The 18,546-nt window shown below is 64.0% G+C and carries 16 protein-coding genes and 2 pseudogenes; 10 read left to right on the top strand and 8 right to left on the bottom strand.

The features are described 5' to 3' along the window. Window positions 1-30: 30 nt before the first annotated feature. The 3 genes and pseudogenes from X726_RS01000000166600 to X726_RS164310 all read right to left on the bottom strand — a co-directional run. Window positions 31-336 (bottom strand): annotated as a pseudogene (locus tag X726_RS01000000166600) (hypothetical protein); the annotation flags it as partial. Between the two features lie 105 nt (window positions 337-441). After that, complete coding sequence (locus X726_RS164305) at window positions 442-717, bottom strand: hypothetical protein (protein ID WP_023667896.1); 276 nt, start codon at window positions 715-717, stop codon at window positions 442-444. 96 nt (window positions 718-813) lie between these two features. After that, window positions 814-1,725 (bottom strand): LysR family transcriptional regulator, encoded by a 912-nt coding sequence (locus tag X726_RS164310; RefSeq protein WP_023667895.1) that lies wholly within the window; start codon window positions 1,723-1,725, stop codon window positions 814-816. Window positions 1,726-1,827: 102 nt separating this feature from the next. On the opposite strand from X726_RS164310, the gene X726_RS164315 reads away from it, so the two are divergent. The 3 genes from X726_RS164315 (at window position 1,828) to X726_RS164325 (ending at window position 4,022) form a co-directional block, all read left to right on the top strand. Then, window positions 1,828-2,466 (top strand): DsbA family protein, encoded by a 639-nt coding sequence (locus tag X726_RS164315; RefSeq protein ID WP_031214555.1) that lies wholly within the window; start codon window positions 1,828-1,830, stop codon window positions 2,464-2,466. 52 nt (window positions 2,467-2,518) lie between these two features. Beyond that, window positions 2,519-3,127 (top strand): NAD(P)-dependent oxidoreductase, encoded by a 609-nt coding sequence (locus X726_RS164320; RefSeq protein ID WP_023667893.1) that lies wholly within the window; start codon window positions 2,519-2,521, stop codon window positions 3,125-3,127. A gap of 163 nt (window positions 3,128-3,290) precedes the next feature. Further along, entirely contained in the window at window positions 3,291-4,022 is a 732-nt protein-coding gene (locus X726_RS164325) for an SDR family oxidoreductase (protein WP_023667892.1), read from the top strand. Here X726_RS164325 and X726_RS164330 read toward each other — a convergent pair. Next, window positions 3,973-4,905: a LysR family transcriptional regulator gene (locus X726_RS164330; RefSeq protein WP_031214553.1), complete on the bottom strand. Its 933-nt coding sequence runs from the start codon at window positions 4,903-4,905 to the stop codon at window positions 3,973-3,975. The two genes, X726_RS164325 and X726_RS164330, sit on opposite strands and share 50 nt — an antisense overlap. A gap of 264 nt (window positions 4,906-5,169) precedes the next feature. Between X726_RS164330 and X726_RS164335 the strand changes: the two genes are divergently transcribed. The 5 genes from X726_RS164335 to X726_RS1000000172205 all read left to right on the top strand — a co-directional run bounded on the left by X726_RS164335 (window position 5,170) and on the right by X726_RS1000000172205 (window position 10,944). Further along, window positions 5,170-6,084, top strand: a complete 915-nt coding sequence (locus tag X726_RS164335; protein WP_031214551.1) for a dihydrodipicolinate synthase family protein — start codon at window positions 5,170-5,172, stop codon at window positions 6,082-6,084. Between the two features lie 237 nt (window positions 6,085-6,321). Beyond that, a complete protein-coding gene (locus X726_RS164340; RefSeq protein ID WP_027050144.1) occupies window positions 6,322-8,184 on the top strand; it encodes an ABC transporter ATP-binding protein in 1,863 nt (620 codons plus the stop codon). Then, window positions 8,184-10,070, top strand: coding sequence for an ABC transporter ATP-binding protein (locus tag X726_RS164345; RefSeq protein ID WP_023667888.1), 1,887 nt, complete (start codon window positions 8,184-8,186; stop codon window positions 10,068-10,070). Before X726_RS164340 ends, X726_RS164345 begins: the two co-directional genes overlap by 1 nt. 363 nt (window positions 10,071-10,433) lie before the next feature. Further along, window positions 10,434-10,598 (top strand): DUF3309 family protein, encoded by a 165-nt coding sequence (locus X726_RS1000000168445; RefSeq protein WP_023667887.1) that lies wholly within the window; start codon window positions 10,434-10,436, stop codon window positions 10,596-10,598. 211 nt (window positions 10,599-10,809) lie between these two features. After that, complete coding sequence (locus tag X726_RS1000000172205) at window positions 10,810-10,944, top strand: hypothetical protein (protein WP_023667886.1); 135 nt, start codon at window positions 10,810-10,812, stop codon at window positions 10,942-10,944. Here X726_RS1000000172205 and X726_RS164350 read toward each other — a convergent pair. Then, entirely contained in the window at window positions 10,935-12,116 is a 1,182-nt protein-coding gene (locus tag X726_RS164350; RefSeq protein ID WP_023667885.1) for an MFS transporter, read from the bottom strand. The two genes, X726_RS1000000172205 and X726_RS164350, sit on opposite strands and share 10 nt — an antisense overlap. Window positions 12,117-12,218: 102 nt before the next feature. Then, window positions 12,219-12,446 (bottom strand): hypothetical protein, encoded by a 228-nt coding sequence (locus X726_RS164355; protein ID WP_023692229.1) that lies wholly within the window; start codon window positions 12,444-12,446, stop codon window positions 12,219-12,221. A 252-nt stretch (window positions 12,447-12,698) separates the two neighbouring features. On the opposite strand from X726_RS164355, the gene X726_RS164360 reads away from it, so the two are divergent. Beyond that, a complete protein-coding gene (locus X726_RS164360) occupies window positions 12,699-14,216 on the top strand; it encodes a winged helix-turn-helix domain-containing protein (RefSeq protein ID WP_031214550.1) in 1,518 nt (505 codons plus the stop codon). Between the two features lie 548 nt (window positions 14,217-14,764). Further along, window positions 14,765-16,251, top strand: a pseudogene (locus tag X726_RS27495) (aldehyde dehydrogenase family protein). Window positions 16,252-16,276: 25 nt separating this feature from the next. Here the strand turns inward: X726_RS27495 and doeB are convergent. Together doeB and doeA are read right to left on the bottom strand one after the other, a co-directional pair. Next, on the bottom strand, window positions 16,277-17,281 hold the full coding sequence (doeB, locus tag X726_RS164365) for a N(2)-acetyl-L-2,4-diaminobutanoate deacetylase DoeB (RefSeq protein ID WP_023667881.1): 1,005 nt from the start codon (window positions 17,279-17,281) through the stop codon (window positions 16,277-16,279). A gap of 5 nt (window positions 17,282-17,286) precedes the next feature. After that, window positions 17,287-18,465 carry an ectoine hydrolase DoeA gene (doeA, locus tag X726_RS164370; RefSeq protein WP_023667880.1) on the bottom strand — a complete coding sequence of 393 codons (1,179 nt, stop codon included), beginning with the start codon at window positions 18,463-18,465 and terminating at the stop codon, window positions 17,287-17,289. Window positions 18,466-18,546: the final 81 nt, after the last annotated feature.

Genomic DNA, 18,546 nt, shown 5'->3' with positions numbered 1-18,546 from the left:
CGCGCAGCGCCAGGTCCCCGAAGAGGACCCCTACCCTTCGCGATTCCAGCTGGCGTATTTTCGGATCGTTTGCCGCTTGTCTTCCGACAAGCCAACAAGGAGATTCTCCTCGAGATAGCCTTGCCGGATGAGATTGACGAAGACCTGTATTAGCTGTGAATAGCGATAGTCGAACATCTGGTCGATCTTCCGTCGCTGCTGCCGCAGAAAGTCTTCGACGTCCCACATTTCGGAAGGCGTTGCCGCAACGTGGGCCCTGCTCTTGAGTTCAGCCAGCGTCTTGTCGAGCGCCACCTTCAGCGCTGCGTCATAGGCTCTGCGAGCGGCCTTCCTTTCGGACGGAGACCATTACTCACCAGCGGTCATCGACTGTCTCTATCGTGTTCGCGGCGGCCGTCATCCGGTAACCCTGGGACGCAGGACCCCGCCTTTGGGACCAATCTACTTTCCGCAATGGTGATCGTTGACCTTGTTCAGCGCATTCGCGTCCGGCCCGACCCGGTCGTAAGAGCACGGGCCGGCCGCCGTGGTGATCAGCATTTTGTCATAGTAGCGCGGGCCGCCGAACAGGGCGTAGATGAGGTCGCGATGGGCGGGGACGTAGCGTTCGGGTTCTGGCTGACGATGGCGATGCTTGTCCTTGGCGACAGCCGCTGTGGACAGGCTGCAGCCGACAGTGAGAGCGAGCATGCAGGTCGCAAAGATCTTGGTGGTCATCGGCAGTACCCCTTCTGACGGTTCGGAATCGCAGCATATCCAAAAGCGCCTGCCGAACAAAGGTTCCCTCGCCGTCGTTGCCGGCCGGTGCCGAAATCAGCCCGCACTGCGCGCGCGCCGCCGTTCGGCTGCAACCAGGAGGTCGACGAAAGCGCGCACCTTGGCCGGCCTGAAGCGCGCCGGCGGGAAGACGGCATGGATGCCACCGGACGGCAAGGTCCAGTCCGCGAACACCCGCACCAGCCGGCCGCGCGCAATGTCGTCGGCGACACTGTAATCCGGAAAGATGCCGAGGCCGATGCCGGCCAGCACGCAGGACAGCACGCCTGGTGTCTTGTCGCAGCTGACGACGGGGTTGAGTTCGGCCAGCACCGTTTCCGTGCCCATCGAGAACAGCCATTGGCCGACCCCGCGCAACTGGGCGTTGCCGACCCAGGGCAGCGACTTCGCCTGCCTGGGGCTGGCTTCCCCAGGCAGCCTGGCGGCCAGTTCCGGGCTGGCGACGACGAATTGCTGCAGGCTGCCCAGCCGCCGTGCCAGATTGCTGGAATCGGCAAGCCAGCCGACGCGGATGCCGAGATCGATCTGCTCGTCGACCAGGTTGCTGACCGCATCGTCGAAGATCGTCTCGACCCGCATTTTCGGATATTTTCTGAGATAGGCGGCGATGGTCGGCGCCACGACCTTCTCGCCATAGTCGAGCGGCGCCGTCAGCCGCAGCGTCCCCGTCGGCTGCGCCGCTCGCTGCGAAATATCGCCATAGGCTGCCTCCGCCTCGCGCAGGATGATCGCGGTCCGGTCATAGAACAGACGACCCTCTTCGGTCGCCGTCACGCGCCGGGTCGTGCGCCGCAACAGCGTAGCGCCAAGCTCTTCTTCGAGCTTGCCGACCTGATGGCTGACCACAGCCTTGGCAACATCGAGACGGTCGGCAGCGGCCGTGAACGAGCCGGTCTCCACCACAGTGGCGAAGTAGACGAGCCGGTTGAGATTGAGGAGTTCGGTCACAGGCCGCTCATTGTCTGATTTTATCAGACAGATTGTATGATTGATCGCTATTTTTCGCAAGCGGTCCAGCTGTCATCTATCGGGCAACAGAGTGAGGCCGCCATGACCAATGCAACCCTAACCTATCTTTTCGACCCGCTCTGCGGTTGGTGCTATGGCGCCACGCCGATGCTGGATCGACTGGCCGCCGGCGGGACCGCGCTCCAACTGCTGCCGGTGGGGCTTTTCTCCGGTGCCGGCGCGCGGCCGCTGGATGCAGGTTTTGCCGCCCACGCCTGGGACAATGACCAGCGCATCGCGCGGCTGAGCGGACAGCGCTTCAGCCAGGCCTATCTCGACAATGTGCTCAATGTCAGCGGCACCTTGCTCGATTCTTCCGCTGCCACCATGGGCATCAACGCCGCCGGGCTGGACGACTGGCGCCAGGAACTTGCGGCACTGAAGGCGATCCAGCATGCCCGCTATGTCGACGGTCGCGATATTGTGACGGTTGACGGCGTCGCCGCGGTACTGACCGACGCCGGCATGAGCGACGCGGCAAAGCTCTTGAAGGCGCCGACGCAGCCGTTTCTGGCGAAGCATGACGACCTGGTCAGCCGCGGGCGGATGTTGTTCCAACGGCTGCATGCCAATGGCGTTCCCGCGCTGGCGGTGATCGGCCAAACGGCGCCGCGCCTGATCGGCGCCAACGCGCTGTTCGGCAGCTACGACAATCTCGTCGCTCACATCGAGGCGGCGTAGTCCCAGAAATTCTCCCCAGACGAAATTCTCCCCAGACGAAAGGAAAATCCCCATGAAAATCGCACTTATCGGCGCGTCCGGCCAGGTCGGCTCCCGCCTGCTTAAGGAACTCTCCGATCGCGGGCACAGCATCACCGCCATTGCCCGGCATCCAGACAAGATCGCGGCACTTCCGGGCGTGACTGCCAAGAAGGGCGACGTCTTCGACAAGGATGGCCTTGCCGCCCTGATCAAGGGTCATGACGCGGTGATCTCCTCGGTGCATTTCCTCGACAGCGATCCCGATACGCTCATCGCAGCCGTGCGTGCTTCCGGCGTCAAACGCTACCTCGTCGTCGGCGGCGCCGGCAGCCTTGAGGTTGCGCCCGGCAAGCGCCTGGTCGACACGCCGACCTTCCCTGATATCTACAAGGCCGAGGCACAGAAGGGCGCCGACTTCCTCGACACGCTGCGGACGGTCGACGATCTCGACTGGACCTTGCTGTCGCCTTCGGCGCTGTTCGTCGCCGGCGAGCGGACCGGCAAATACCGCATCGGCAAGGACACGCTGCTGACGTCCGACAAGGGCAGCAGCATTTCCTTCGAGGACTATGCCATCGTCATGGCCGACGAGATCGAAAAGCCGGCGCATATCAAGCAGCGCTTCACGGTCGGCTACTGAGCGCACTTCATTGACAGGCGGGCACTCGACGGAGCGGCCCGCGTCCGTTGCTATCGACGATAGTGCCATCGGAGCCTCCGATGGCACTATCGCTTTCTTCCGTTTCCACTCCTGCCGCCGGTCTGCGACTCTCGCCGGAGCGGTTCAGGACAGGAACGGAAACATGGCAGACATCGCAAAATCGAAAATCGCTATCATTGGCGGCAGCTCCGGAATGGGGCTGGCGTTGGCAAGGCGGTGCCTGGACTCAGACGCCGAAGTCATCATCGTCGGCCGCAGTGAAGCCAGGCTCAAGCGTGCCGGCGAGGCGCTGCAGAACCCTTCCGCTTTGAGCGCCGTCGCGGCCGATATCGCCAGGGAGGATCAGGTCGCTGACCTGTTCAAGCGGATTGGCCGGCTCGACCATATCGTCAGCACCGCCGCCGATATCGAAGGCGCCTATGAGTTATTGCCTGCGATCGACCTGAAGGCGGCGCAGAGAGTCGTCGAAAGCAAATTCTACGGGCCGCTGCTGCTCGCCAAGCATGGCGCGCCGCAGCTTTCGGCCAACGGCTCCATCACCTTCACCTCAGGCATTGCCGCCTACCGGCCGGCGGCGCGCGGCTCGGTCGTTGCCGCCGTCAACGCTGCGCTGGAAGGGTTGGTGCGGGCGCTGGCGGTCGAGCTGGCGCCGGTCCGTGTCAATGCCGTCTCGCCGGGCTGGGTCGACACGCCGATCTGGAGTTTTGTGGCCGGCGACAAGAAGGACGAGACGCTCGATGCAATGGCCAGGCGCCTGCCGGTCGGCCGCGTCGGACAGCCGGACGACATTGCCGATGCCATCGCCTTTCTGATGGGCAACGGTTTTACGACAGGGACGGTTCTGCATGTCGAGGGCGGTCATCGGCTGATCTGAGCGCAGCGAAATTCCTGGCCGCGACCGCCAGCAGCAGTTTCAGCGCCGGCGGCTGAACCCGCCGGCGGCGCCAGACCATGACCAGCGACGCCGTGCGGGCCGACCCCGGCCACGGCAATTCGACGATCTCGCCGCGATCGAGCGCGTCGGCAACGGCCAGCCGCGGCACCAGGCCCATGCCGACACCAGTCGCCACCAGGCCCGCAATGGCCCCGATGCTGCCGACTTCGGCGGCAAGTTCTGGCGCTGCCATCTCGGCAAAGGCAGTGTCGAACAGATGCCGGTAGACGCATCCGGTTTCCGTCACCACGAAACGCATCGCGGCGAGCGCGGCCAGGTCGTTCTGTCGCGATGCGGCCGCATCTTCGGGCGAGGCGACAAGGACCAGCGGCTCGGCCGATATCGTGCGCCGGGCCAGACGTTCGTCCTGACCGCCCTTGTCGAAACAGAAGGCGACGTCGATCTCGCTCTCTTCGAGCTGCCGCAGCAGGGCATCGCTGCCGGCGATTTTCAGCCGCAGACCGATCTCCGGGTGGTCGCCTTGAAAGGCCGCCAGCAATTGCGGAAGTCTGACGGTGGCAATCGTCTCCAGCGCGCCGACCGTAACCGTTCCGGCGGTCATTCCCGTCGTTGCCTCGACGGCAATACGCGCCTCCTCCGCCAGTTGCAGAATCTCTTCCGCATAGGGTTTCAGCGCGTCGCCGGCCGTCGTCAGGTCGAGGCCGTGGCGCGAGCGGATGAAGAGGACGACACCAAGTTCGCTTTCCAGCGACTGGATCTGGTCGCTGACGCTCGACTGCGCCAGATGAACCTCCCGCGCTGCGCGGGTGATGTTGCGGTGCCGCGCCACGGCGAGGAAGGTCTTGAGCAATCGTGGGTGCATGCCGTTTCCGGATCTGTCTCTGTTCGACATTTCGGGCTTGGCTGGTCCACTTGCAACCCTGGTCCATTTGCAACCCCGGTCCATTTGCAACCCATTGACGCCGGCGTCATCTGGTTGCGGCAGACCGAAGGGCCAGAATTTCGCGGCAATGACCCGCAAGTTTTCCCACGGCCGGCGCGGTGGCCCAAGAGATCGCCTCTGGCAGATCGCATCGTACGTATGCTCTATGCCAAGCTGATTTCCAGCACCGATGGAAGGACCGACATGCCCCGCCCGCAAGGAACCATCGCCCCGATCCTGACGCCGTTCGAGAACGATGGCCGCATTGCCCGTGACCTGTGGATCTCACATGCCAAATGGGTGCTGGGCCAGGGCGCCCATTTGCTGTCGCCGTTCGGCACCACGGGCGAGGCACTGTCGCTCTCGCTCGACGAGCGCATGCAGGCGCTGGAATGGCTGGTTGCATCAGGCATTTCGCCGGGGCGCATGATGCCCGGCACCGGCGTCACCGCACTGCCCGAAACCGTCGAACTGTCGAAGCACGCGGTCGGCCTCGGCTGCGCCGCCGTGATGGTGCTGCCATCGTTCTTCTACACGGCCGCCGGGGACGATGGCCAGGCGCGCTACTACAGCGAGCTGATCGAAAGGGTGGCCAACCCGGCGCTGAAGATGATCCTCTACCACATCCCGCAGAACTCCGGCGTGCCGGTAAGCCCTGCCCTGACCGCCCGGTTGAGCGCGGCGTTTCCAGAGACGGTCGTCGCCTACAAGGATAGCGCCGGCGACTGGAACAACACGGCGGCGGTGATTGCCGCCGCACCCGACGTCGCGTTGTTCCCCAGCTCGGAGGCGCAACTGACCAAGGGGCTCGCCAGTGGTGCTGCGGGCTGTATCTCCGCGACCGTCAATCTCAACGCTGCGGCCATCCGCGCCCTCTACGACGCGACGATCGCTGGCCAAGACGTCACGGAAGCGGACGCCGCGATCAGGGCGTTCCGCAAGGTGATCCAGGATGCAGGCCTGATCCCGGCAATGAAGGCCGTGCTGGCGGTGCGCTCCGGCGACAAACGCTGGCTCAACCTGCGCGCGCCGCATGAGAATGCGACGCTGGAAAGCGGCAAGGCGCTGCTCACTGCGCTCGGTCCCGCAGCCGATCACATTGGCCGAGGTCACGCATGATGGCGGTTGGCGCAACCCACATGCTCGCATCTTTTCAATCGGCCTAAAGTGACGAGCCTGCCGCCTCTAACGCCGACACGGGCTTAAGCGGTCGCGGACGATCAGCCCCTTTCAGGCACAGTGCGATACCGCCATTGGCCCTTGAACGGTCAAAATCGAGGCGTACCATCGCGGTATCTGAAACTGAGTCTGTTTTCATTCGTCTGGGCTAATGTCCGGACCGGATTGGATATTTCCTTGGCAAGGGACGCAACCAGCGGCGCGGCGAAGCGCGGCAAATCGTTTGCCCATGTGGCGGAGGCGTCCTGGGGCAAGGGCCTCAGCACGCTGCTGCGCATCGTGCGCATGACGCTGCGCCATCCTTGGCAAGTTGCGATCACCATCGCCTCGACTTTCATCGCCGCGACGCTGCAGCTGTTCATCCCGCGCCTGCTGGGCCACGCCATCGACCAGGCGCAAGGCGTGATGGCTGGAGGCGGCGGCGCGGCGGCTGAGCAGGCGCTGTGGACGACGGCGATCACCTTGCTCGTCGTCAGCATCCTGCGCGGCCTCTTCACGATGGCGCAGAATTATTACGGCGAGGCCGTCGGCCACCGCACCGGCTATGAGCTGCGCCTGGCTTTCTACGAAAAGATCCAGCGGCTGAGCTTTTCCTTCCATGACCGGGTGCATACCGGCGACCTGATCACGCTTGGCCTGCTCGACCTCGACGGCGTGCGCATGTTCTTTTCCACCGGCATATTGCGCGTGGTGCTGCTCGGCGTGCTGATCGGCGTCGGCTCCTATCTCCTGATCAGCACCGATCTCGAGCTCGGGCTGCTCAGTCTGAGTTTCGTGCCGTTCGTCGCCTGGCGCTCCTCGGTCACACAGCTCAGGCTGCGCAGCACCTGGCTGACGCTGCAGGAGCGGCTGTCGGTGCTGAGCCGGGTGATGGACGAGAACCTCGGCGGAATCCGCGTCGTGCGCGCCTTTGCGGCGCAGCGGCATGAGCTGGAAAAATTCGACCGCGCCAAGAAGTCGGCGCTGGAGCTTGCCGACCAGCGCGTCGACATCCGCGTCTCCAACACCAGCGCCATGAATTTTTCCTTCCTGGCGGCCATGGGCCTGGTGCTGTGGTTCGGTGGCCAGAAGGTGATCGCGGGCCAGATCAGCGTCGGCACGCTGGCGCAGTTCCTCACCTTCATGACCATCCTGCAGATGCCGGTGCGCCAGCTCGGGCTGATGGTCAACTCGTTCGCCCGCGCCTCGACCTGCGGCACAAGGCTGTTCGAGCTGCTCGACGCCGAACTTGACATCGAGGATGCGCCCGATGCCAAGGATCTCGTGGTCAGCGAAGGCGTGCTGCGCTTCGACAATGTCGGCTTCCGCTACGCGGGCGCCGGCGGCCGGCCGGCGCTGTCGGGCATTTCCTTCGAGGCCAGGTCCGGCGAGACCGTCGGCATTGTCGGCCCGCCGGGCAGCGGCAAGTCGACCATCGCGCATCTGATCCCGCGCTTCTACGATGTGAGGTCAGGCGCGATCACCATCGACGGGCAGGATATACGCGAGGTCACGCTGCAATCGCTGCGCAAGGCGGTCGGCGTCGTGCAGCAGGACGCTTTCCTGTTCACCACCTCGATCGAAAACAACATCGCCTATGGCAATCCGTGGGCGCGCGAGACCCGCATCGGGCAGGCGGCTGAATACGCCCAGCTGCACAATTACATCATCGGGCTTCCGGCCGGCTACACCACGGTCGTGGGCGAGCGCGGGTCATCGCTTTCCGGGGGCCAGCGGCAGCGCCTGACCATCGCCCGCACCCTGATGCTGCGGCCTTCGGTGCTGGTCTTCGACGATTCCACCGCGGCTGTCGACGCCGGCACCGAGCAGCGAATCCGCACCGCGATGAAGCGCTTCGCCAAGGACCGCGTGACGCTGATCATCTCGCACCGGCTGAGTTCGCTGATGCATGCCGACCAGATCCTGTTCATCGAGAATGGCCGCATCGCCGAGCGCGGCACGCACCAGGAATTGCTGGCGCTGGGTGGTCGCTACCGCGCGCTTTACGACCTGCAGCTGCGGCCGGACGACGATTTGCCGGTGGCGGTGGGAGCCGCATAATGTCGACACCGGGTCACGACGAAAAAGAAGACACCAGCCGGCGGCCCACCAGGGCCGTCGTCGGTTCGCACCGCGACGAGGAAGAGGTCTTCGGCAAGGTCTACGATCCGCGCATCGTGCGCCGCATCTGGAGCTTCGTGAGACCGTATCAGGGCCGGATCTTCATCTCGGTGGCCGCCGTTTTGGTGTTCACTCTGACGCAATTGGCGATCCCGCTGGTCATCCGTTACGCCATCGACCACGGCATGGCGGCGGGCAAGGCCGACAGCTCCGTCATGAACTGGGCGATCGGTGCCTTCGCCCTGATCATCCTGATCAACTATGCCGCCAGCTATGTCCAGGAAAGCGTCGTCGGCAAGGTGGCCGAGAATGTGCTGTCGGATTTGCGCCGCGCCATGTTCAGCCATCTGCAGCGCGTCTCGCTGGGCTTCATGGACAAGACCGAGGTGGGCCGGCTGATGTCGCGCCTGCAGGGCGACGTCAATTCCATGCAGGAATTCCTCGAGACCTCGGTGATGTCGGTGGGCGACATCGTGCTGCTGTTCGGCATCGTCAGCGTTCTGTTGTGGCTCGATTTCCGGCTCGGTCTGCTGACGCTGTCGACCATGCCGGCGTTGTTCATCGTGCGCCTGTTCTGGCTGCCGCGCGCCAAGATCGCCTTCATGGCCGCGCATGAGACCAACTCGATCGCCAATGGCGCGCTGGCCGAAGGCATCCATGGCGTTCGCACGGTGCAGAGCCTGGAGCGCCAGCACGTCAATTTCGACCTTTATGACGAGAAGGTGCTGGCCAATCTCAGGGCTCACCTGACCTCGGCCAAATATGCGCAGGTGATGGTGCCGATCGTCGACACGCTGACCGGCATTGCGATGGCAACCGTGATCGTCGTCGGCGGCTCGATGGTGCTGTCGCACAGCCTCGACATCGGCGTCATGGTGGCGTTCCTGTTCTATATCCAGCGCTTCTTCGACCCGATCCGCTCGCTCACCATGCAGTACTCGGTCATGCAGCGCGCCATGGCGTCGGGCCAACGCATCTCCGAAGTGCTCGACGTACCGGTCGACGTCAGCGACAGACAGGGCGCGGTGACGCTGACGCGCGACATGGACGGTTCGGTCGAGTTCAGGAACGTCACCTTCGGCTACCGGCAGAACCAGCCGGTGCTGAAAAACATCTCCTTCCGCGTCAATCCGGGCGAGACGGTTGCGCTTGTCGGCCCCACCGGTTCGGGCAAGTCGAGCTGCATGGCGCTGGTGCACCGCTTCTACGACGTCTGGTCGGGCGAGGTGCGGGTCGGCGGCCACGATGTGCGCGACGTGACGCAGGATTCGCTCGGCGATCAGGTGGCGATGGTGCTGCAGGAGCCGTTCCTGTTTTCCGGCACGGTGCTGGAGAACATCCGCTACCACAAGACATCGGCTACCAGCGAAGAGGTTGTGCGCGCCGCGCAAGCCGTCGGCGCGCACGACTTCATCGAGCATTTGCCTGACGGCTACGACACCGAGCTCGAACAGCGCGGCGGCAATCTGTCCCTCGGCCAGCGCCAGCTGATCAGCTTTGCACGCGCACTGGTGGCGGATGCGAAAATCCTGGTGCTGGACGAGGCGACGGCGAGCATCGATTCCTACACCGAGATGCTGATCCAGAAGGCACTGGTCACGCTGCTGGAAGGCCGCACCGGGCTGGTCATCGCGCACCGGCTGGCGACCATACGCGGCGCCGACCGCATCATCGTCTTACAGAACGGCGAGATCGTCGAGAGCGGAAATCACGAGCAGCTGATGGCGGCCAAGGGCCTCTATGCCAGGCTCTACAACATGAACTACGCATCGTTCGACGATATTGCCGAGGAAGACATAGGCGCGCCGGCCGGCAAGGCGACGTGAGCTGCTGCCGGTTCAGCTCGACTGGGAATGGTGCGGGGCCAAAACTCGTCGTCGACCAATTCGGCTTCAGATGACGACACGTTTCAGCCCGCCTTCCAGCGTAAGCCCGGCGTCACGCCTGCCGCGCGTTCAGGTGGAGGAGCGGCCGGCCGCCTAAAGGGCAATCCCGCGTAAATTCTGAATTCTACGCGCCGCCTGGCGCGCGATGCACGCGCAGCTTGCGCCTGAACCTCAGCAAACGCCGTCATGATGGCTTTCGTTCCTTAGCCGTCGGATGAAAATCGCCGGGGAACAGGAAGGCTTGCTGGGAGTTTAGTTCTTCGAGCCGCGCCGTGAACGGCGCGGCAGCGAAGGAGACGGCATATGGGCCTGGGTACCATTCTTATTATCATCCTGATCATCGCGTTGCTCGGCGGCTTCAGCGGCCTCGGCGGCGGCCCGTTCTACGGCACTGGTTACTATGGCGGCGGTGGCCTCGGGCTGGTGCTGATCATCGTGATCATTCTGGTTGTTCTCGGGCGAATATAGCGTCGCCATTGGCGGCCGCCGAGTTTCTACGGCGGCCGCGTTTTCGCCTGACATCGAGGTTTGAAGACATGGCAGCTGAAGACATTGCTGGTCCGGACTGGGCCGGCGTCGGCGCGAGCGAGAGCGAACGCGACGAGCTGGGATATCCTAATGGTGGCACTATCCGAAGGCGGCGGGCGTAAGCTGCAGACCCGACACCCGCCTGGCGGCCGTGGCGTTCATCGAGGCGGATCGGACGCTTCGAGAAACCCAGGACGGCGACGAGGCGGGTCCGGCCTTTCTCGCTATTGTCGACAAGGGCAGCATCGGCCCGAAGGCAGCAATGGCAGGCACGCCTTACGCCTGAACGCGGTCAACCCGCCGTAACTCCGCCAGCAGAAACACCACCAGCACGCAGCACAGCAGGCCAAGCGACAATGGCAGTCCCTGATGTCCGGTCAGTTGCATCGCCAGCCCGGCCACGGGTGAGCCGACGATGCCGCCTACCCCCCATACGAACGCGAAGGCGGCATTGCCGGCGATCAAGGCTTGACCGGTGAAACGCTCGCCGAGCTGGATCAGCGACAGCGTGTAGATCCCGAACGAGACCCCGCCCCAGACGAAGAAGAGCGGCCAGACAAGCCACGTAGCGAAGAGCAACGGCAACAGCAAACAACCGGCCAGGCAAGCCAGGACACAGAACCGCATCATCGGCTTCGAGCCAAACCGTTCGGCGGCGCGCCCAAGCACGACCTGCAGCACGGCATTGCCGGCGATGAAACAGGTGATGAGCGAAGCGATGCGCTGCTCAGTGCTGCCGAGCGCGGCACCATAGACCGCGAACAGCGAAAGCAGGACTTGCTCGAAGGCGGCAGCCGTGAAGACTGCGAACAAGAGCAGCGGCGCCAGCGCGAAGAAGCCGCCGACCGAAACCGCTTCGCCCTCACGCGGCATGTCGGGCAGGCGCGGCGCGACGGCAAGCACGATCAGGCCGCAGACAAGGAAGGCCGCGCTGCCGATGATGAAGGGTGGCCATCCTTGCGTGCCGACCAAGCCTAGCGACAGCGGGCCGAGGCCAAAGCCGGCGGAAACGATGGAGGAGTATAGGCCCATGATGCGGCCTCGGCGTGCGGCGGGTGTGATCGAGACCAGCCAGGTTTCACTGATCACGTAAAGCGGATTGGCAAAGAAGCCGAGCAGGAAGCGCAACGGCATCCAGGCCCATACATCCTGCGTCCAGGCAATCGCGATCAGGACGGTTGCTGCCAGGATCGAACACACAACCGCAAAGCGCGCCGCGCCCACCCGCCGGACCAGCGCCGGCGTGAAGAGCGACGATACAATGAAACCCAGAGGCGTCATCGCGGCCGAGAGGCCGATAAGGCCCGGTGTCGTCCCTTGCCGTTCCAGGATGAAGCTGAGCAGCGGATAGGTCAGCCCCTGTGCTACGGCGAACACCGTAACTGTCGCGATGATGCCGGCCATCGCGGCCCATGCGATGTGGTTCTCCGGCGGTGACGTCGCGTCTTCGGCGCTCATGCCGACTTCGAAGCAGGATCGGCACGTTCCGGCAAGTGCAAATGCCGGCAAAACGCCGCGGTACGCCCAAACAGGCGGGCGGGTCTTATCCGCGACATCAGCTCACACTTGCCAGAAGCGTTTGACGATTTCGGCCTCGACCTGGCGTCTGGTCAGACCGATATCGTCGATCAGGTGCGGATTGGCCTCCGCCATCTGCTTGAGGTCCCAGCGAAAGCGTATCCGCTCGCGCCAGGCCGCGATCATGCCCCGCGGGCCCGTCGGACGCCGGCCCGATGACACCGCCTTTTCCGGCAAGGCTGCACGAGCAGAAGCAAGGGTATCGTTCATGGCAACCTCCATTCGGTTTGAGGGGCGACAGCCCTCGGCTCGAAAGAGGTTGAATTCTGCCGCATGCGGACGGCGCCGTAATTAAGCGCAGCCAAATAGTTCTCAAAAGTTCCAAGCCGGCTAGAGCACCTCGCCGTTTCATGGAAACGGCGAGGTGCTCAACTCTTTGTTTTGACGCCATACGTCCGTGAAGCGCTCCGCGCTTTCCCGTGGGAAAACCGCCTTCACACCTTTCCTGGAATTGCTCTATAGATGCGCGTTATGCAGGGATCGCGCTTTGCCTTTGGTCCGTTCGTGCTCGATCCGGGTGCGGGAACGCTCCTTCGGGACCAAGTTCCCGTCGCCGCCGGCCACCGCGGACTGCAGCTGCTGGCGGCGCTCGTCGCCCGGCCCGGCGAGATCGTGGCCAAGGCCGAGTTGATGGATGCGGCATGGCCAGGCACCGCCGTTGAGGAAGGCAACCTCACCGTCCAGATTGCGCAATTGCGCAAGCTGCTGGGTCCGACCACGAACGGCGGAGAATGGATATCGACCGTTCCGCGCGTCGGCTATCGCTTCGCCGGCGCCATCGAACAGCTCGGCGACGAGAAGCGACAGGCTTTGCCGCTGCCCGCCAAACCGTCGATAGCCGTGCTGCCCTTTGCCAATTTCAGCAACGACCCCGAGCAGGAAGCCTTCGCCGACGGGTTGACCGAAGACCTGATCACCGACCTGTCGAGGATCGGCGGCCTGTTCGTCATCGCGCGCAACTCGACCTTTGCCTACAAGGGCAAGGCGGTGGATGTGCGCGAGGTCGCCAGAGAACTTGGCGTGCGCTATCTCTTGGAGGGCAGCGCCAGACGCGCCGCCGGGCGCGTGCGCATCAACGCCCAGCTGGTCGACGCGCTGAGCGGCGAGCATTTGTGGGCAGACCGCTTCGATCGCGGCCTGGAAGATATCTTTGCCGTTCAGGACGAGGTGACGGCCAAGATCGTCGAGGCGCTGCTTGGCCGGCTGCGCGCGCCGCTGCCGCGCAACCGGCCCCGAAATCTCGAGGCCTACGATCTGTGCGTGCGAGCCCGCAACCTGATCGACGTCTCGCCGGAGACGGCGCGCGAAGCGCATCTGTTGCTGACGCGCGCGCTTGCGCTCGATCCGGACTATGCCGAAGCCTATCGCTGGCTTGCCATGAACCACTGGATGGGATGGGTGCATTGGGGAGAGCCCATTGAGCCTGCCCGCGGCCTTGCCCTGGAACTGGCGCGCAAGGCTGTGGCGATCGATCCCAACGATGCCGGCTGCCACTGGGTGCTTGCTAACCTGCTTGCCTATGAGCGCAGATTCGACGAAGCGGATGTGGGATTTGCCAAGGCGTTCGAGCTCGACCCGAACGAGGCCGATGCCTGGGCGACATTGTCCGACATCGCGGTCCTGGCCGGGCGCGTCGAGGAGGGCCTCGACTATATCAGCAAGGCGTTCCGGCTGAACCCGTTTCCGGCAAGCTGGTACTATCTGACGCTCGGCCAGGCGCAATATGCGGCGCGCGACTATGAAGCCGCCGTCGAGACGACGCGCCGGGACGAGACGTATCGGACAAGCTCGCGCCGTTTCCTTGCGGCAAGCCTTGCGCAACTCGGCCGGATCGACGAGGCGCGCGCCGAGGTCGACCTGTTCCTTGTCGCAAACCCACATTTCACCACCCGCCACTGGGTCGAGACGGAGCCGTTCCGCGACACTGCCACGCTCGACCATTTCGTCGATGGCTTCCGAAAGGCCGGACTTCCGGAGTGACGGACCGGCGTGCTCGATCGATGCAGGCACCGTCGGTTGCGGCTCAACTGCCAATGTTTGCAAGTCGCGAGGCCGCTGACCGATCTTGCTTCCGCGAGCAGTCATCCAACAGCGATTGCAGCGAAGCGGCGCGCGAAACCTCTGTCACGGTGAAGCCGGCTGGAACGGCCACGATCGATCCGGCCACGGGTGAGCGCTGGGTGGCGGCGGGCGACTACCTGTTGCGCTCTCGTCTGCAATGCCGGCATCGCGGTCGCCGTGGGCAATGATCGGCTTGCCTCGTTGAGCTTTCAGCGACGCGCTCCGACAACTCGCGATGATTTTTCTAGATGCCGGATGATTTTTCTAGATGCCGTTTGTCGAAGCACGATCTTTTCCGAAAGCCGGTTCCCACTTTTCGGGATCATGCTCTAGCGGCTGTCTGTTTCTTGTTGCTCGCGTGATCGGAAGTCACCCGCACAACCTGATTATCTGAGCGCCCTTTAGCTTTCCTTGTTTGAGGCCGGCGGCGGGAGTAATAGTCGCCACGGAATTGCGAGGAGGAAAAGATGACGCTGAACTTCGACCCGAAGGCGAAGGCCACGGCGTTGTACCATGGCGAATTCCGACCGATGTTCATTGGCGGCAAGTGGGTCGCGGCGCAGTCCGGCCAGGGCATGCAGGCACTCAATCCGGCAACAGGCGAGGTGCTGGCGACAGTGCCGCGCGGCGGGGCTGCCGATATCGACTCGGCGGTGGCCGCCGCGCGCGCGGCCTTCGAAGGCCCATGGTCCAAATTCTCGCCCTACGAGCGGCAGTGCGTGCTGCTCAGGATCGCCGATCTGTTCGAGACGCATTGGGAAGAGCTCAGCGTTTCCGACACGCTCGATATGGGACTGCCGATCACGCGCACGCTCGCCAACCGGCGCCGCGTCATCGGCATGCTGCGCTTCTATGCCGGCATGGCGACGGCGCTGCATGGCGAGACGATCGACAATTCGATTCCCGGCGAGATCGTCACCTTCACCCGGCGCGAGCCGGTGGGCGTCGTTGGTGCGATCATTCCCTGGAACGCGCCGACCGCCGCCTCGATCTGGAAGATCGCGCCGGCGCTGGCGACAGGCTGCACCATCGTGCTGAAACCGTCCGAGGATGCGTCGCTGACGCCGCTGCTGATCGCGCAACTGATGCAGGAAGCCGGCGTGCCCGACGGCGTCGTCAACGTCGTCACCGGCACCGGGGCCGAAGCCGGTGCGCGGCTCGCCGAACATCCAGACGTCAACAAGATCGTTTTCACCGGATCGACGCTGACCGGCCAGGCCATCGCGCGGGCAGCCGTGGCCAACCTCAAACGCGTTTCACTGGAGCTCGGCGGCAAGTCGCCGATCATCGTCTGCCGCGACGCCGACATCGACAAGGCTGTTCCGATCGCGGCGATGGCGGTGTTCGTGCATTCGGGCCAGATCTGCATTGCCGGCTCGCGGCTGTTCGTGGCGCGCGAAATCCATGACGAGTTCGTCCGCCGGCTCGCCGATTTCGCCGGCAGACTGCGGATCGGCCATGGCATCGAGGCAGAGACGGAAATCGGACCGCTCATCAATGCCAGGCAGGCAGGCAAGGTGGAGGGCTATATCAGGGCCGGCAGCGACGAAGGCGCCGAACTGGTCGCCGGTGGCTCGCGGCTGACCGGCGAGCTCTACGATGGCGGCAACTTCATTGCGCCGACGGTCTTCGGCGCCGTGTCGGACCAGATGACCATCGCGCGCGAGGAGATTTTCGGCCCGGTCATTTCGGCGATGCCCTTCGACACGCTCGACGAAGCGGTGGCGCGTGCCAATGCGACGCCCTATGGCCTGGCCGCCGGCATCTTCACCACGCATCTGGGCACCGCGCACAAGCTTGCGCGCCGGGTCAAGGCCGGCTCGGTCTGGGTCAACATGTACCATGCCATCGACCCGGCGGTGCCGTTCGGCGGCATGAAGATCTCGGGTTATGGCCGCGAGGNCATCTGCACGAGTATCTGGAGACCAAGTCGGTCTGGATCCAGACCGACTGATATTCGCGCGGCGTACTCTGCGAAATCACGATGAAACCACAACGGCCAGGACGGCGGCGCAGTCACCGGCTTTGACCAGGCCGGGGAAATGCCGCGCGGCCAGAATGCCGGACATTTTTGCCCGGATTTCCTGCGGAGCGATGCCGGTGCGGCCGGTGGAATGGATGCGCCCCAGCACCGAGCCTTCTTTCACAGGCTCGCCGAGATCGACCATGGTTTCGATCATGCCGTCGTCCTCGGCGAAGGAGAAGCAATCGCCCGACGGCATGTCGAGCCACTGCGTCGGGCTCTTCTCTACTGCACCGGCGACAATGCCGGCATGACGCAGCACATTGCTGATGCCGCGCCGCGCAATCCGCACCGTCTGTGCGCGCGAGGTGCCGCCGCCGCCAAGCTCGGTGCTGACGAAGACCTTGCCCATTTCCTCCGCCGCCGTGTCGTACATGCCGACGGAGTCGATCTCGATCATGCGCATGGAGAACGGAGCCGCGAATGCGGCGACCGCGTCGAAGGCTTTCTGCTCCAGTGCCTTGTCGGGCACCGTGTGCGCGGCACAGAAGGGCACGAAATCCAGCGTCCTGCCGCCGGAGTGGAAATCGAAGACGAGGTCGGCGCGCGGCAGCAGTTCGCGTTGAAAGTAGTCGGCGATCTTCTCGGTCACCGTGCCGTCGGGGCGGCCGGGAAAGCTGCGGTTCATATTGCCCTTGTCGATCGGCGACGTCCGCGTGCCGGCGCGGAAGGCCGGATAGTTCATCGCCGGCACAATGATCACCGTGCCGCTGACCTGTTTGGGATCGAGCGTGCGGGCAAGATCGTAGAGCGCCAGCGGCCCCTCATACTCGTCGCCATGGTTGCCGCCGGTGAGCAGCGCGGCCGGCCCCTTGCCGTTGCGGATGACGCAGATCGGGATCATCACCGAGCCCCAGGCCGAGTCGTCGCGGCTGTAGGGCAGGCGCAGGAAACCATGTTGCACGCCGTCCTTGTCGAAATCGACGGTCGGCGCGATCGGAGATGGGCGGAGGCTAGGCATCGGGCTCAATTCTTCACCACCAGTTTGCGCGGTACATTGGCGAGGCACTCTACACCGGTTTCGGTGATCAGGATGGATTCGGTGATTTCCAGTCCCATCGTCTCCAGCCACAGGCCGGTCATGAAATGGAAGGTCATGCCGGGCTTGAGTTCGGTGCGGTCGCCGGGGCGCAGGCTCATGGTGCGTTCGCCCCAATCCGGCGGATAGGATAGGCCGATGGAGTAGCCGGTGCGGTTGTCCTTGACGATGCCATATTTCTTCAACACGGCGAAAAAGGCGTTGGCGATGTCCTCGCAGGCATTGCCGGGCTTTGCCGCCGCCAGCCCCGCCTCCATGCCTTCCAGTGTCGCCTTCTCGGCATCGAGGAATTCCTGTGTCGGCTTGCCGAGAAAGACGGTGCGCGACAGCGGGCAATGGTAGCGGTTGTAGCAGCCGGCGATCTCGAAGAAGGTGCCCTCGCCCGACTTCATCGGCTGGTCGTCCCAGGTGAGATGCGGCGCCGAGGCGTCGGCGCCCGACGGCAGCAGCGGCACGATCGCCGGATAGTCGCCGCCGACGCCATCGACGCCGCGCGTGCCGGCATCGTAGATCTCGGCGACCAGATCGCATTTGCGCATGCCGACCTGGATCTTGTCGACGATGCGCTGGTGCATGGCTTCGACGATGCGGGCCGCCTTGCGCATATAGTCGATTTCAGTCGGGCTCTTCACCGCGCGCTGCCAATTGACCAGCGCTGTCGCGTCGACGAAGCGGGCGTTGGGCAGGTGCTTCTGCAACGCGGCGAAGGCGGCAGCCGAGAACCAGTAATTGTCCATCTCGACGCCGATGGTCAGCTTGCCCCAGCCGCGATCACTGAGCACTCTGGCCAAAAAATCCATCGGGTGGCGCTCGGTCGACTGCACGTAGTGGTCGGCATAGCCGACGATGTTGTCATGCGCGAGATAGGCGGTGCGCTTGGCGCCATTGGCATCCTGGCCGCGACCGTACCAGACCGGCTCGCCCGATGGTGGCACGATCACCGCCTGATGCACATAGAACGACCAGCCATCATAGCCGGTCAGCCAGGCCATGTTGGATGGGTCGCTGATAACAAGCAGATCGACGCCTTTCCCCTCCATGGCTTTTCGCGTCTTGGCGAGGCGATCCGCAAATTCGCCACGCGAGAATTTTAGGTTCGGCTGCATTGTTCTTGGTCCTCGTTTGTTGGGCCTGGAGCCTGTTTCAACTTTGTTGGAAACAGGCTCGTCGTTCTTGTTTGAACGTGA

The organism is Mesorhizobium sp. LSJC285A00, assembly GCF_000503155.1.
In the GTDB taxonomy this organism is placed as follows: domain Bacteria; phylum Pseudomonadota; class Alphaproteobacteria; order Rhizobiales; family Rhizobiaceae; genus Mesorhizobium.
Note: the sequence above shows the minus strand (reverse complement) of the source record. Positions and strands in the feature narration are given on the sequence as shown.